Genomic DNA, 13,758 nt, shown 5'->3' on the forward strand with positions numbered 1-13,758 from the left:
CCCGTCCTCCCCACCGCTCGCAAGCTCGCGGCGGTGCCCTGGACGGGGCCGTCAGTGGTTCAGCGCACCACCTCGATCGGTGGGATGCCCTCCTGCGGCGGGAGGTCGAAGCCGAGGACCTGGGCGTAGAAGGACAGCTCGCCGTCCAGCGCGGCGCGGATGTTCTCCGCCTTGCGGAAGCCGTGCTGCTCGCCGGGGAAGAGCAGGTAGGCGTGCGGGACGCCCTTCGCCCGCAGTGCGGCGACCAGCATCTCCGCCTGCTCGGGCGGGACGACGGCGTCCTCGTCGCCCTGGAAGACCGCCAACGGCGTGTCCAGCGACTCCGTGTGGTGGATGGGGGAGCGCTCGGCGTAGACGGCCTCGCCCTCGGGCCAGGGCGCGACCAGCCCGTCCAGGTAGCGGGACTCGAAGGAGTGGGTGTCCGCGGCCAGCGCCGCGAGGTCGGCCACCCCGTAGTGGCTGGCGCCCGCGGCGAACACGCCGGGCCGGAAGGTGAGCGCGGCCAGGGTGGTGTACCCGCCGGCCGAGCCGCCCCGGATCGCCATCCGCGCCGGGTCGACCCGGCCCTGCTCCGCCAGCCACCGGGCGCACGAGACGACGTCGTCGACGTCGGCGACGCCCCAGCGGCCGCGCAGCGCGTCGCGGTAGCGCCGGCCGTAGCCGGTGGAGCCGCGGTAGTCGACGTCGGCGACGGCGAAGCCCCGGGAGGTCCAGTACTGGACGCCGATGCTCAGCACCGGTGACGCCGCGGCGGTGGGACCGCCGTGCACGACGACCAGCAGCGGCGGCAGCTCGCCGGGCGGGGCCGTGACGTCGGGGTTGGTCGGCGGGTAGACCAGTGCGTGCGCCTCGCCGACCCCGGAGTCGCCCGCCACGGTCGGGAACGTGACGTGCTCGGGGCGGGAGAACCAGGCCGGGTCGAGCCCGAGGTCGCGGGCCGGCCGCAGCACCTCGGCCGAGCCGTCGTCCAGCGCGACCCGCAGCACCACCGGCTCGGACGCCGGCCCGCCGGCCACGCACACCACCGAGTCGCCGGCCGCGCGCAGCTGCCCGAACGACGCGTAGGGCAGGTCGAACTCCCGCGCGGTGCTGTCGTCGGGGTCGAGCACCGCCAGCCGGTCGGCGCCCTCCCGGCCGTAGGCGAGCGCCACCCGGCCGTCGTCCAGCAGGGCGTACCGGCTCTGCCCGAACACCCACTGCGGGCCGGCGATGTCGCTGCCCGCGTCGAACACCAGCTCGACCTCACCGTGCGGCCGCCGTCGGTACAGCGACCAGACGTCGGTCCGGTCCGACAGCCACCACAGCGCGGCGTCCTCGCCCCACTCCGGCTGGACGACCGACTCGCCGGGCCCCCCGGCCAGCACGTGCCCGGTGCCCGCGGCGTCCCGGACCACGAGCTGGGCTGCGTCCCAGGGCATGTCCGGGTGGTCCCACCGCAGGAAGGCCAGCGCGGGGCCGTCGGCCTCCCGCCGCGGGTCGGAGACGAAGTCCGGCCCGCTCACCAGCACGTCGATGGTCCCGTCGCCGGCGACCCGGACCACCTCGTGGACGACGTCGGCGGACCGCCCCGACGCGGCGTGGGTCTCCCGGACGGCCAGCACGCCGTCGCCGTCGGCCCGCAGGTCGGCGAACCGCACGCCCGCCGGGACCTCCGGCTCGGGGGTGACCGCGACCGGCTCGGCGCTGCCCGGGTCGACGCGGTACAGCCGCTGGTCGGCGAAGGAGGTGAACCACACGGTGCCGGCCGAGACCGTCCAGGCGCCGCCGCCGTACTCGTGCACCCGGGTCCGGGCGTTCCACGGCGCGGGCAGCAGGTCGGTGGTGCTGCCGTCGGCGGACCGGCGCACCAGCACCGACCGCCCGCCCTCGCTGGGCCGGGACTCCGCCCACCACACGTCGGTGCCGTCGACCACCACCTCCCCGAGCCGGGCGGCCTCCCGGACCACCAGCTCCGAGGTGATTGGTGTCGGCCAGCTGCCGTGGGGGAGGGGCTCGGTCGCTGCGGTCACGGTCAGGACCGTAACCATCCCGGCGGCGGCCGGGACGGACACGCTGCGCCCACCTGACTGTGCGACCGGCGTCCCGCGGCTACCGTCGACCCATGCCTGCACGCGCGACGACGTCGAACCGGCGGCCGGCGCGTGGCGGCGGCACAGCGCGTCCCCGCTCGGGTGCCACCGCCTCGAAGAAGCGACCCCCCGCCACCCGCGGGTCCACCGCGGCCCGTCGCCCCGCCGCGAAGCCCAAGCAGTCCTCGCTCAGCGCGGGTGCCTGGCGCGCCGCTGCCGGGACCTGGTCGCTGCTGGCCCGCGGCGCCGGCGGCCTGGCCCGCTCGGTCGCCCGTCCCGACGAGAACGAGCCGTTGGCGCCGGAGCACCGCAGGGACGGCGTCGGGCTGGCCGTGCTGGGGCTGGCCATCGTCATCGGCGCCGCGGCGTGGACCAACGGCATCGGCCCGGTGGGGGTCGCGCTGACCGAGGGCGTGCGGTGGGCCATCGGCTCCCTGGTCATGGTGCTGGCCGTGGTCCTCTTCCTCGTCGCCGTCCGGCTGCTGCGGCACCCGCCGCGGCCGGAGGCCCGCGGCCGGCTGATCATCGGCTGGCTGTGCGTCGGGGCCGCCGTGCTCGGCACCGCCCACGTCGTCGGACCCCAGGCCGCGCCGGCGGACGGGCGCACCGGCGCCGGCGGCCTGCTCGGCTGGCTGGTCGGCACGCCCCTGGAGGCGGGGCTGGGTGCCGTCGTGGCGGTGGCGCTGCTGGTGCTGCTGGCCTCCTTCGGGCTGTTGGTGGTCACCGCGACCCCGGTGCACCAGGTGCCCGAGCGGCTGCGCGGCTGGGTGGACCGCACCCTGGGCCGTGACGAGGACGACTACGACGACGACGAGTACGACGACGACCTGTTCGACGTCGAGGAGGAGCCCGAGCCCGAACCCGCGCCGCGCGGCCGGCGGGGGCGGAAGGCCGCCGCGGTCGAGGACACGCTGGACACCGGCGTCGTCGACACCGCGGCCCTGGACGACGCTGACGAGGCGGTGCTGCAGAGCCCCCCCGAGCCGGTGCAGCTGCGCCGGCCGCCCGTGGTCGACCGGACCGCGGCGCCGGAGGAGCTGCCGCCGATCGACGAGCCGGTCCAGCTGGCCATCCAGCCGGTCCAGGGCGACTACACGCTGCCCCCGCTCACCGTGCTGCGCCCGGGCACGCCGCCGCGGGCATCGTCCAAGGCCAACGACGTGGTCACCGAGGCGATCCGCGGCGTCCTCACGCAGTTCAACATCGACGCCGACGTCACCAGCTTCACCCGCGGCCCGACGGTGACCCGGTACGAGATCGAGCTGGGCAACGCGGTCAAGGTCGAGAAGATCACCGCGCTGACCAAGAACCTCGCCTACGCGGTGGCCAACGACAACATCCGGATCCTGGCCCCCATCCCGGGCAAGTCGGCGGTCGGTGTCGAGGTGCCCAACACCGACCGCGAGACGGTCAGCCTCGGCGACGTGATGCGCTCGCAGGTCGCCCGGCAGGACCCGCACCCGATGCTGGTGGGGCTGGGCAAGGACATCGAGGGCGGCTTCGTCTGCGCCAACCTGGCGAAGATGCCGCACCTGCTGGTCGCCGGCGCCACCGGCGCCGGCAAGTCCAGCTGCATCAACTCGCTGCTGACCTCGCTGCTGCTGCGGTCCACCCCGGAGCAGCTCCGGATGATCCTCATCGACCCGAAGATGGTCGAGCTCACGCCCTACGACGGCATCCCGCACCTGATCACGCCGATCATCACCGACCCCAAGAAGGCCGCCACCGCGCTGGCCTGGCTGGTGGAGGAGATGGAGCAGCGCTACCAGGACATGCGGGCCACCGGCGTGCGGCACATCGACGACTTCAACAAGAAGGTCGAGCGGGGGGAGATCACCGCGCCCCCGGGCAGCGAGCGGGTCTACACGCCCTACCCCTACATCCTCACCATCGTCGACGAGCTCGCCGACCTGATGATGGTCGCGCCGCGCGACGTCGAGGAGTCGATCGTCCGGATCACCCAGAAGGCACGTGCCGCCGGGATCCACCTGGTGCTGGCCACCCAGCGGCCCAGCGTCGACGTGGTCACCGGCCTGATCAAGGCCAACGTGCCGTCCCGGCTGGCGTTCTCCACCTCCAGCCTCACCGACAGCCGGGTCATCCTCGACCAGCCGGGCGCGGAGAAGCTGATCGGCATGGGAGACGCCCTCTTCATGCCGATCGGCGCGGGCAAGCCCGCCCGCCTGCAGGGCGCCTACGTCTCCGACACCGAGATCGAAGCCGTCGTCGAGTTCACCAAGCGGCAGGCCGAGCCGGAGTACCGCGAGGAGGTCTTCACCGCCGCGGCGGGCGAGGCCAAGGAGATCGACGAGGACATCGGTGGGGACCTGGAGCTGCTCGTCCAGGCCGTCGAGCTCGTGGTCACCAGCCAGTTCGGCTCCACCTCGATGCTGCAGCGCAAGCTGCGGGTCGGGTTCGCCAAGGCCGGCCGGCTCATGGACCTGATGGAGAGCCGCGGCATCGTCGGGCCCTCCGAGGGGTCCAAGGCCCGCGACGTGCTGGTGAAGCCCGACGAGCTGGAGTCGGTGATGTTCACCCTGCGCGGCGGGGCCGGCGTCGAGGCGTAGGGAGAGGACCCTGCTGCCCCCCACCCCTCGCAGGCTCGGCGCGGGCCGCTGCAGCAGGGTCGGACCGGACTCCTTTCCGGGCGGGGGGCAGCGGAGTCCGTCACCTAGGATGGGCAGGTGCCAGCTCTGCCCGCCCCTCCTCCCTCCCCTCGCCGGGTCGCCGTCGTCACCATGGGCTGCGCCCGCAACGAGGTCGACTCCGAGGAGCTGGCCGGCCGGCTGGCCGGCGACGGCTACGAGCTGGTCGAGGACGCCGACGGCGCGGACGCCGTCCTGGTCAACACCTGCGGCTTCATCGACAGCGCCAAGAAGGACTCGGTCGACGCCATCCTGGCCGCCGGGGACACCGGTGCCCGGGTGGTCGCGGTCGGCTGCATGGCCGAGCGCTACGGCGCCGACCTCGCCGGCGCGCTGCCGGAGGCGACGGTCCTCGGCTTCGACGACTACGCGGCCATCGGCGACCGGCTCGACGACGTCCTGACCGGTCGGCCGCTGGTCCCGCACACCCCCCGGGACCGGCGCACGCTGCTGCCGATCAGCCCGGTCGCGCGGACCGCGGCCGCGGCCGCGGCGCCGGCCATCCCCGGGCACGACTGGCTGAAGCGGCGCCGGCTGGCCGGCGGCCCGTCCGCGGCGCTGAAGCTGGCGTCCGGCTGCGACCGCCGGTGCGCGTTCTGCGCCATCCCCACCTTCCGCGGCGCGTTCGTCTCCCGCCCGCAGGCCGAGGTGTTCGGCGAGGCCGGGTGGCTGGCCGGTCAGGGCGTCACCGAGCTGGTGCTGGTGAGCGAGAACTCCACCTCCTACGGCAAGGACCTGGGCGACCTGCGGAGCCTGGAGCGGCTGCTGCCCGAGCTGACCGCCGTCCCGGGGATCGCCCGGGTGCGGGTGGCCTACCTGCAGCCGGCCGAGATGCGTCCCGGGCTGCTCGACGTCATCGCCACCACCCCCGGCATCGCGCCCTACTTCGACCTGTCCTTCCAGCACTCGTCGCCGACCCTGCTGCGCCGGATGCGGCGCTTCGGCGGCACCGCGGACTTCCTCGGCATCATCGAGCGCGCCCGCGCCCTCGCGCCCGGGGCGGGCTTCCGGACCAACGTCATCCTCGGGTTCCCCGGCGAGACCGAGGACGACGTCGCCGAACTGGAGCGCTTCCTGACCGAGGGCCGGCTGGACGCCGTGGGGGTCTTCGGCTACTCCGACGAGGAGGGCACCGAGGCCGTCGGCCTGCCCGGGAAGCTGGACCAGGCAGAGATCGACGCCCGGGTCCGGCGGGTCACCGACCTGGTCGAGCAGCTCACCGCCCAGCGGGCCGAGGAGCGCATCGGCGAGCGGGTGGAGGTGCTGCTGACCGAGGACCTCTCCGCCGAGGAGGGGGTGGGCACCTGGACCGGGCACGCCGCGCACCAGGACCCCGACGCCGACGGCACGACGCTGGTCAGCGGGGTGCCCGCCGACGCCGTCCTCGGGCAGGTCGTGCCCGCCGAGGTCACCGGGACCGTGGGGGTGGACCTGCTGGCCACCGCGCTCGTCCCGGCGCTGCTCCCGGCCGGACGCTGAGCCCGGCATGAGCTCGGTCGCGCCCGACCCGGCGGCCACCCCGCCGACGACCGTGCGCCTGATGAACCTGCCCAACGCGCTCACGGTGCTGCGGCTGGCCGTCGTCCCGCTGTTCGCCGTCCTGCTGATGTCCGGCGACGGCTCCGACGAGGCCCGACGCGGCTGGGCGACGCTGGTCTTCACCCTGGCGATCATCACCGACCGCTACGACGGGATGATCGCCCGCCGCCGCAACCAGGTCACCGAGTTCGGCAAGCTGGCCGACCCGATCGCCGACAAGGCGCTCACCGGGACGGCGCTGATCGGGCTGTCGGTGCTCGGCCTGCTCGCCTGGTGGGTGACGCTCACCATCCTGGTCCGCGAGGTCGGCGTCACCCTGCTCCGCTTCTGGGTGATCCGGCACGGGGTCATCGCGGCCAGCCGGGGCGGCAAGGCCAAGACCGTCCTGCAGGCGCTGGCCATCGGGCTCTACATCCTCCCGCTGTCGGGGCTGCTCGCCTCGGCGCGGTGGTGGGTGATGGGCGCGGCCCTGGTGCTGACCGTGCTGACCGGCATCGACTACGTGTACCGGGCGCTGACCCTGCGCCGGACCAGCGCGCGGGCGATGAAGGCCGCGGCGGCCCGGCGCGCCGGCCGCGGCTCCGGCGACCGGACCGACACGGCGGCGTGACCGGGACCGGCGCCGCGTGACCTCCCCGGTGCGGCAGCTGCACGAGACGCTCCTCGCGCGCGGGGAGACGGTGGCGGCCGCGGAGTCGCTCACCGCCGGCCTCTTCTGCGCCACCCTCGCCTCGGTCCCGGGGGCCAGTGCCACGCTGCGCGGCGGGGCCGTCGTCTACGCCACCGACCTGAAGACGGCGCTGGCCGGCGTGCCCGCCGGGCTGCTGGCCGAGCACGGCCCGGTCAGCGAGCCGACGGCCGCCGCGCTGGCCGAGGGCATCCGCACCCGGTGCGCGGCCACCTGGGGCGTCGGGCTGACCGGGGTCGCCGGGCCGGACCCCGTCGACGGGCACGGCCCCGGACGGGTGTACCTGGGCGTCAGCGATCGGAGGGCCACCGAGGTGGTGGTCCTCGACCTGCCCGGGGACCGGGCCGCCGTCCGCGCCGGCGCCGTCGAGGCGGCCTGCGCCGCCCTCCTGGCGCGGATGACGGGCGGGAACGGGGCCGCCCCGGGCGGCGTTACGCCATGAGCGGACGCAGCCGGGCCGCCCGGCCGGGAAGCTGCCCCCCGCGTACGGTGAGCACACGACGTCCCTCGGTACGGCCGGAGGACGGCGGTGCTCGGTGGAGTCGCTCGTCGCCCCGGGTGTGCCCGCTCGGGGCACAGCCGGCAGGACGGCTCGCAGGACAGGACGGGAGACGGCCATGACGCTGCTGCGGACCCAGCTCGGGAACACCCTGCGCGGGCACCGGCTGCGCCAACGCCGCACGCTGCGCGACGTCTCCGGCGCGGCCCGGGTCAGCCTGGGCTACCTCTCCGAGGTCGAGCGCGGCCAGAAGGAGGCGTCCTCGGAGCTGCTCGCCTCGATCTGCGACGCCCTGGACGTCGAGCTGGCCGACCTGCTCGCCGAGGTGAGCCTGGAGCTGCGCACGGCCGCCCCGGCCCGGCAGCCCGTGCGCTCGGTGGCCGGGGAGCGGGTGGTCCGGGAGGCGACGGTGCCGGTGGAGACCGCCGGGGACGCCGCCGCGCCGGCCGCGGAGCAGCCCGCTGCCGCTCCGACCGCTGCCGAGCCCGCGCTGGCGCTGGTCGGGAGCCGACCGGCGCGCGGTGCCGCCCCGCGCGGCGGCGCCGTCTGCCTCGCCGCCTGAGGAAGGACTCCGCTGCCCCCCACGCCTCGCAGGCTCGGCGCGGGCCCCTGCAGCGGGGCCTCGAGGACGGGGCCTGACCGCTGCCCCCCAACGCCTCGCAGGCTCGGCGCGGGCCCCTGCAGCGGGGCCTCGAGGACGGGGCCTGACCGCTGCCCCCCACGCCTCGCAGGCTCGGCGCGCCCCTGAAGGGTGGCCGGCCTCGCGAGCTCGCGGCGGGCCCCTGCAGTGGGGTCTCCGCGGGCGTCGGGGCCGCGGGCGACGGGTGCGGCCGGTGGGGCTGGTCGCGCGACACGATCACGCTGTGCGGCCGACGTCCTTGACCCGGTGCTACCGGGATGGGACACAGAGTGCATGCCAGCCACCACCGGGTACTCCTTCCCGTCGCTGTCCCGGCCGCCCGTGCCCTCCTCGGCCCAGCCCGAGGGGCCGGGGAGCGTGGGCGTCGCGGACTCCGGGGACGCGCCGGCGGGGCAGCACGTGACCGCGCCGGTTCCCCCGGGCGCCGGGTCCACCCCGCCGCCGGCCGGCGTGCAGATGACCAACCCGGTCCCCGCGCTGGCCGTCTCGGTGCCGGCACCCCGGCCCACCGCCGCCCGCGCCCCGCGCGCCGGCGGCCCCGCCCGGCCCACCGGCCCGATGAGCCGGACCCGCCGTGGCCTGCTCACCGGCGCCCGGGCGGCCTTCGCCGAGCGCGGCCTGCGCCGGACCACCATGCAGCACGTCGCCGCCGCGGCCGGGGTGGCCAAGGCCACGCTGTACAACCACTTCCGCACCAAGGACGACGTCGCCGCCGCCCTGCTGGCCTACGAGCTGGACCGGCTCGCCGCCCTGGCCACCGAGCTGCCGCTGACCGTCGCGGTACCGGCGCTGGCCGAGGAGGTCGGCGCCCACCCGGTGCTCCGCCGGCTGGCCGAGACCGAGCCCGAGACGCTGGCCCGGATGCTCACCACGGACGCCGACCGCTGGGCGGACATCGCCGTCGCGCTCGGGACGGCCCTGGGCCTCACCCGGGTGGCCGCCGAGGTCTTCGGCCGCTGGCTGCTCGGCCTGGTGCTGCAGCCCGGGAACCCCGCCGAGCGCGCGCAGCAGGCAGCCCAGATGACCCGGATGCTGCAGGCCTGACCGCGCCGCCCGCCGCCGTCCGCCGCCGTCCGCGCCCGGCGGTGGCCGGCCGTACGATCACGGGCGGGTCCGTCGCCGTCCGCGCCGGCGGGGACCACCCGGCGACCCCACGGAGCGCGCCATGAGGTACCTCTTCCGCCCTCCCGCCGCCGACGCGGCGGGACTGCTCGCCCTCCCCTGGGACACCCCGCTCGAGGAGTGGCCGTCCAGCGTGCTCATCGACGTGCCGCAGCGGGGCATCTCCCGGCACGTCGTGCGCTTCACCGCCCACGACGGGCGGGTCTACGCGCTCAAGGAGATCGCCGAGCCGCTCGCCCGGCACGAGTACGCGCTCCTCGGCGACTTCGAGGAGGAGGGCCTGCCGTCGGTGTCGGTGGTCGGGATCTGCGTGGACCGCCCGGGCGGGCAGGACGCCGTCCTGGTCACCCGCTACCTCGAGTACTCCATGTCCTACCGCTACCTGTTCTCCAGCCGCCGCGGCGCGGACTCGGCGGAGCGGCTGATGGACACCATGGTGGCGTTGCTGGTCCGGCTGCACCTGGCCGGCGTCTACTGGGGCGACTGCTCGCTGTCCAACACGCTGTTCCGCCTCGACGCCGGCGCCTTCGCGGCCTACCTGGTGGACGCCGAGACCGTCGAGCGGCACCCGAGCATCTCCGGCCGCAAGCGCGCCTACGACCTGGACCTCGCCTACGAGCGGGTCGGGGCCGAGCTGATGGACCTGCGCGCCGGCGGACTCCTGCCACCCGGCATCGACCCGATCGAGGTCGCCGAGAGCCTGCGGCCCCGCTACGACGCGCTGTGGGACGAGGTGACCCGCGAGGAGGTCTTCCGCCCCGACGAGCAGCGCTACCGGGTCGCGGAGCGGCTGCAGCGCCTCAACGACCTGGGCTTCGACGTCGACGAGGTCGAGCTGGTCACCTCCGAGGACGGCGCCCGGCTGCGGGTGGAGACCCGGGTGGCCGAGCCCGGGCACCACCGGCGGGAGCTGTTCCGGCTCACCGGTCTCGAGGTCGGGGAGAACCAGGCCCGGCGGCTGCTCAACGACATCCGGTCCTTCCGCGCCTACCTGGAGCAGCGCAGCGGGCGGCCGGTGCCCGACACCGTCGCCGGCCACCGATGGCTGGCCGAGGTCTACCAGCCGGTCGTCGACGCGATCCCCACCGGTCTGGTCGGCCGGCTGGAGCCCGCCGAGGTCTTCCACGAGGTGCTGGAGCACCGGTGGTTCCTGTCCGAGAAGGCCGGCCGGGACGTCGGGACGACGGCGGCGACGCGCTCCTACGTCGAGACCGTGCTGCCCGCCACGCCGGAGGAACTGACCACGCCTTCCGCCCTCGCCGACCGGTCCTGAGCCCTGGCCGGAGGTCGGTAACGCACGGATTTCGCTCCGGTTGACAGCCCCTGTGAACGGGGCCACGCTCCCTGCACTGCGGTGACTGCCTGTCACCGCCGACGACGGGAGACCATGCCGGTGGACGTACACGGACGCGGGGGCAGGCGATCGGATCGGGGCCGGATCCGGCGCGCCCGGCGCACGCTGGCAGCCGGCGCGGCGACCGCCGTCCTGACCTCGATGCTGGCCGCGTGCGGCGGGGACGGCGGTGGGGGCACACCGAACCTGACCTGGTACATCAACCCCGACTCCGGGGGTCAGGCCGAGATCGCCGCGCGCTGCACCGAGGCCGCGGGCGGGGAGTACACCATCACGGTGGCCCAGCTGCCCCGGGAGTCCTCCGAGCAGCGGCAGCAGCTCATCCGCCGGCTCGCCGCCAACGACACCTCGATCGACATCATGAGCCTGGACCCGCCCTACATACCCGAGTTCGCCGAGGCCGGCTTCCTCGCCGACGTCCCCGACGAGGTCGAGCAGCGCGTCACCGAGGACGTCGTGGAGTCCGCGATCGAGGGCTCGACCTGGAACGACGAGCTGGTCGCCGTGCCGTTCTGGGCCAACACCCAGCTGCTCTGGTACCGCAAGTCCGTCGCCGAGGAGGCCGGGCTGGACATGACCCAGCCGGTCACCTGGGAGCAGATCGTGCAGGCCGCGCAGCAGACCGGGACGACGCTGGGCGCCCAGGGCATCCGCGCCGAGGCACTCACCGTCTGGGTCAACGCGTTGGTCGAGTCTGCCGGCGGCTCGATCATCGAGGAGAGCACCGAGGACCCGGCCGACACCAAGCTCGGCCTGACGTCCGAGGCCGGCCGGCGGGCCGCCGAGGTCATCCAGATGGTCGCCGACAGCGGCGTCACCGGGCCGGCGTTCTCCACGGCCGGCGAGGACGCCAACGTCGTCGGCTTCGAGAGCGAGGGGGCCGGCTTCATGGTCAACTGGCCCTTCGTCTGGGGCCGCGCCCTGTCCGCCGTCGAGGCCGGCACGATGGATGCCTCGGTGCCCGAGGACTACGGCTGGGCGGTCTACCCGCGAGTGGTCGAGGACGAGCCGGCGGCGCCGCCCTACGGCGGGATCAACCTCGCGGTGGGCGCCTCCTCCCTGCACCCGGACCTCGCCTACGCGGCGACCGAGTGCATCACGACCACGGAGAACCAGGCGTACTACATGACGACCAACGGCAACCCGGCGTCGGACACCGCCGTGTACGACGACCCGGAGGTCCTCGAGGTCTTCCCGATGGCCCCGGTCATCCGCGAGTCGCTCGAGCTCGCCGCCTCACGCCCGCAGACCGCGTACTACAGCGAGGTCTCCGGGGGCATCCAGCGCACCTACCACCCGCCGTCGTCGGTCACTCCGGACAAGACCGGTGAGCAGGCCACCGAACTCATCAGTTCCGTCCTGGCAGGGGAGCAGCTGCTATGACCCAGACCACCCTCCCACCGGTCGAGAAGACCCAGCCGGTCTCCGCGCCGAAGGGCGGCATCAGCGACCGGTCCCGGGCCGAGCGGAAGCTGGGCTGGCTGCTGGCCGGACCGGCGTTCCTGGTGATGCTCCTGGTCACCGCCTATCCGATCCTGCAGGCCGTCTACGACTCCCTGTTCTCCTACCGGCTCACCGACCCGGACAACCGGTCGTTCACCGGGCTGACCAACTACCTGGTCATCCTCACCGACCAGCTGTGGTGGACCGCGATCGGCGTCACGGTGCTCATCACCGTTATCACCGTCGCGGTCGAGCTGGTGCTGGGCTTCGCGCTGGCCCTGGTGATGGCCAAGGCGCTGTCGTCGATCCGGCCGGTGGTCCGGGCGGCGATCCTCATCCCCTACGCGGTCATCACCGTCGTCTCGGCCTTCGCCTGGCAGTTCGCCTTCGACATCAACACCGGGTTCGTCAACAGCTGGTTCGCCTGGCTGCCCGGCGTCGCGGCGGACACCGACTGGTTCGGCGAGTTCGGCACGTCGATCCTGGTCGTCTGCCTGGCCGAGATCTGGAAGACAACGCCCTTCATCTCGCTGCTCCTGCTGGCCGGTCTCGCCCAGGTGCCCGAGGTGCTCCAGGAGGCGGCCAAGGTCGACGGCGCCAGCTGGTGGCAGAGGATGTGGAAGGTCACCATCCCGAACATGAAGGCGGCGATCATGGTCGCCCTGCTGTTCCGCACGCTGGACGCCTTCCGGGTCTTCGACAGCATCTTCGTCATGACCGGCGGGGCGAACAGCACCGAGTCGGTGTCCTTCCTGGCCTACCGCCAGACCATCGCCCGGCTGGAGATCGGGCTGGGCTCGGCGGTGTCGGTGCTCCTGTTCCTCGCCGTCGTGCTCATCGCCGCACTGTTCATCAAGGGCTTCAAGGTCGACCTGGCCGGGACGAGGGGGGACAACTGATGTCGCGCCGAGAGCGCATCTGGTGGATGGTCGGTGGGGTACTGATCGTCTTCTACTGCCTGTTCCCCATCGCCTGGATCGTGTCGCTGTCGTTCAAGGCGCCGGCCGACATCGCCAACGGCTCTTTCCTCCCCACCATCTTCTCCGGTGAGAACTACTCGACGATCCTGACCGGCACGGCCAGTGACCTGTTCCTGCCGGCGCTGCGGAACTCCTTCGGCATCTGCCTGATCGCCACCGCGATCTCCTGCCTGCTGTCGATGTTCGCCGCCTACGCGATCGCCCGGCTGGACTTCCCCGGCAAGAAGCTGGTGCTGTCCACCGCGCTGGCCGTGGCCATCTTCCCGGTCATCTCGATCGTCACGCCGCTGTTCAACGTCTGGCGGCAGATCGGGCTCTACGACACCTGGCCGGGGCTGATCATCCCGTACCTGTCGCTGACCCTGCCGATCTCGATCTGGACCATGTCGGCCTTCTTCCGGGAGATCCCCTGGGAGATGGAGCAGGCCGCGCAGGTCGACGGCGCGACCACGTGGCAGGCGTTCCGGAAGGTCATCGTCCCGCTGGCCGCCCCCGGGGTGTTCACCACCGCGATCATCGCCTTCTTCATCGCCTGGAACGACTTCGTCTACGGCATCTCGCTGACCTCGACGTCCGCGTCGCGTCCGGTCCCGGCCGCGCTGGGGCTCTTCTCCGGTGCCTCGCAGTTCGAGGACCCGACCGGGGCCATCGCCGCCGCCGCGGTGATCGTCACCATCCCGGTCGTGCTCCTGGTCCTGCTGTTCCAGCGGCGCATCGTCGCCGGCCTGACCAACGGTGCCGTCAAGGGCTGACCCGCCCTCCCACCCGACTCACCGCCC

11 protein-coding genes are annotated in these 13,758 nt (G+C 74.1%); 10 read left to right on the forward strand and 1 reads right to left on the reverse strand.

Features of this window, described 5'->3' with window-relative positions:
• Nucleotides 1–59 precede the first annotated feature (59 nt).
• A complete protein-coding gene (locus ACWIX6_RS06545) occupies nucleotides 60–2,009 on the reverse strand; it encodes a prolyl oligopeptidase family serine peptidase (RefSeq protein ID WP_448616028.1) in 1,950 nt (649 codons plus the stop codon).
• Between the two features lie 92 nt (nucleotides 2,010–2,101).
• Between ACWIX6_RS06545 and ACWIX6_RS06550 the strand changes: the two genes are divergently transcribed.
• The 10 genes from ACWIX6_RS06550 to ACWIX6_RS06595 all read left to right on the forward strand — a co-directional run bounded on the left by ACWIX6_RS06550 (nucleotide 2,102) and on the right by ACWIX6_RS06595 (nucleotide 13,731).
• Entirely contained in the window at nucleotides 2,102–4,636 is a 2,535-nt protein-coding gene (locus ACWIX6_RS06550; protein WP_448616029.1) for a DNA translocase FtsK 4TM domain-containing protein, read from the forward strand.
• 117 nt (nucleotides 4,637–4,753) lie between these two features.
• Nucleotides 4,754–6,193, forward strand: a complete 1,440-nt coding sequence (locus ACWIX6_RS06555; RefSeq protein ID WP_448616030.1) for a MiaB/RimO family radical SAM methylthiotransferase — start codon at nucleotides 4,754–4,756, stop codon at nucleotides 6,191–6,193.
• Nucleotides 6,194–6,200: 7 nt separating this feature from the next.
• On the forward strand, nucleotides 6,201–6,863 hold the full coding sequence (gene pgsA, locus ACWIX6_RS06560; protein WP_448616031.1) for a CDP-diacylglycerol--glycerol-3-phosphate 3-phosphatidyltransferase: 663 nt from the start codon (nucleotides 6,201–6,203) through the stop codon (nucleotides 6,861–6,863).
• 16 nt (nucleotides 6,864–6,879) lie between these two features.
• Nucleotides 6,880–7,383, forward strand: coding sequence for a CinA family protein (locus tag ACWIX6_RS06565; protein ID WP_448616032.1), 504 nt, complete (start codon nucleotides 6,880–6,882; stop codon nucleotides 7,381–7,383).
• Between the two features lie 175 nt (nucleotides 7,384–7,558).
• Nucleotides 7,559–8,002, forward strand: coding sequence for a helix-turn-helix domain-containing protein (locus ACWIX6_RS06570; protein WP_448616033.1), 444 nt, complete (start codon nucleotides 7,559–7,561; stop codon nucleotides 8,000–8,002).
• Between the two features lie 351 nt (nucleotides 8,003–8,353).
• Nucleotides 8,354–9,124 (forward strand): TetR family transcriptional regulator, encoded by a 771-nt coding sequence (locus ACWIX6_RS06575; protein WP_448616034.1) that lies wholly within the window; start codon nucleotides 8,354–8,356, stop codon nucleotides 9,122–9,124.
• 121 nt (nucleotides 9,125–9,245) lie between these two features.
• Nucleotides 9,246–10,475, forward strand: coding sequence for a DUF4032 domain-containing protein (locus ACWIX6_RS06580; RefSeq protein ID WP_448616035.1), 1,230 nt, complete (start codon nucleotides 9,246–9,248; stop codon nucleotides 10,473–10,475).
• A 120-nt stretch (nucleotides 10,476–10,595) separates the two neighbouring features.
• Nucleotides 10,596–11,939 (forward strand): extracellular solute-binding protein, encoded by a 1,344-nt coding sequence (locus tag ACWIX6_RS06585; protein WP_448616036.1) that lies wholly within the window; start codon nucleotides 10,596–10,598, stop codon nucleotides 11,937–11,939.
• Nucleotides 11,936–12,898 carry a carbohydrate ABC transporter permease gene (locus ACWIX6_RS06590; protein WP_448616037.1) on the forward strand — a complete coding sequence of 321 codons (963 nt, stop codon included), beginning with the start codon at nucleotides 11,936–11,938 and terminating at the stop codon, nucleotides 12,896–12,898. The genes ACWIX6_RS06585 and ACWIX6_RS06590 overlap by 4 nt, the downstream gene beginning before the upstream one ends.
• A complete protein-coding gene (locus ACWIX6_RS06595; RefSeq protein ID WP_448616038.1) occupies nucleotides 12,898–13,731 on the forward strand; it encodes a carbohydrate ABC transporter permease in 834 nt (277 codons plus the stop codon). Before ACWIX6_RS06590 ends, ACWIX6_RS06595 begins: the two co-directional genes overlap by 1 nt.
• Nucleotides 13,732–13,758 lie beyond the last annotated feature (27 nt).

Source organism: Modestobacter sp. URMC 112 (assembly GCF_053502575.1).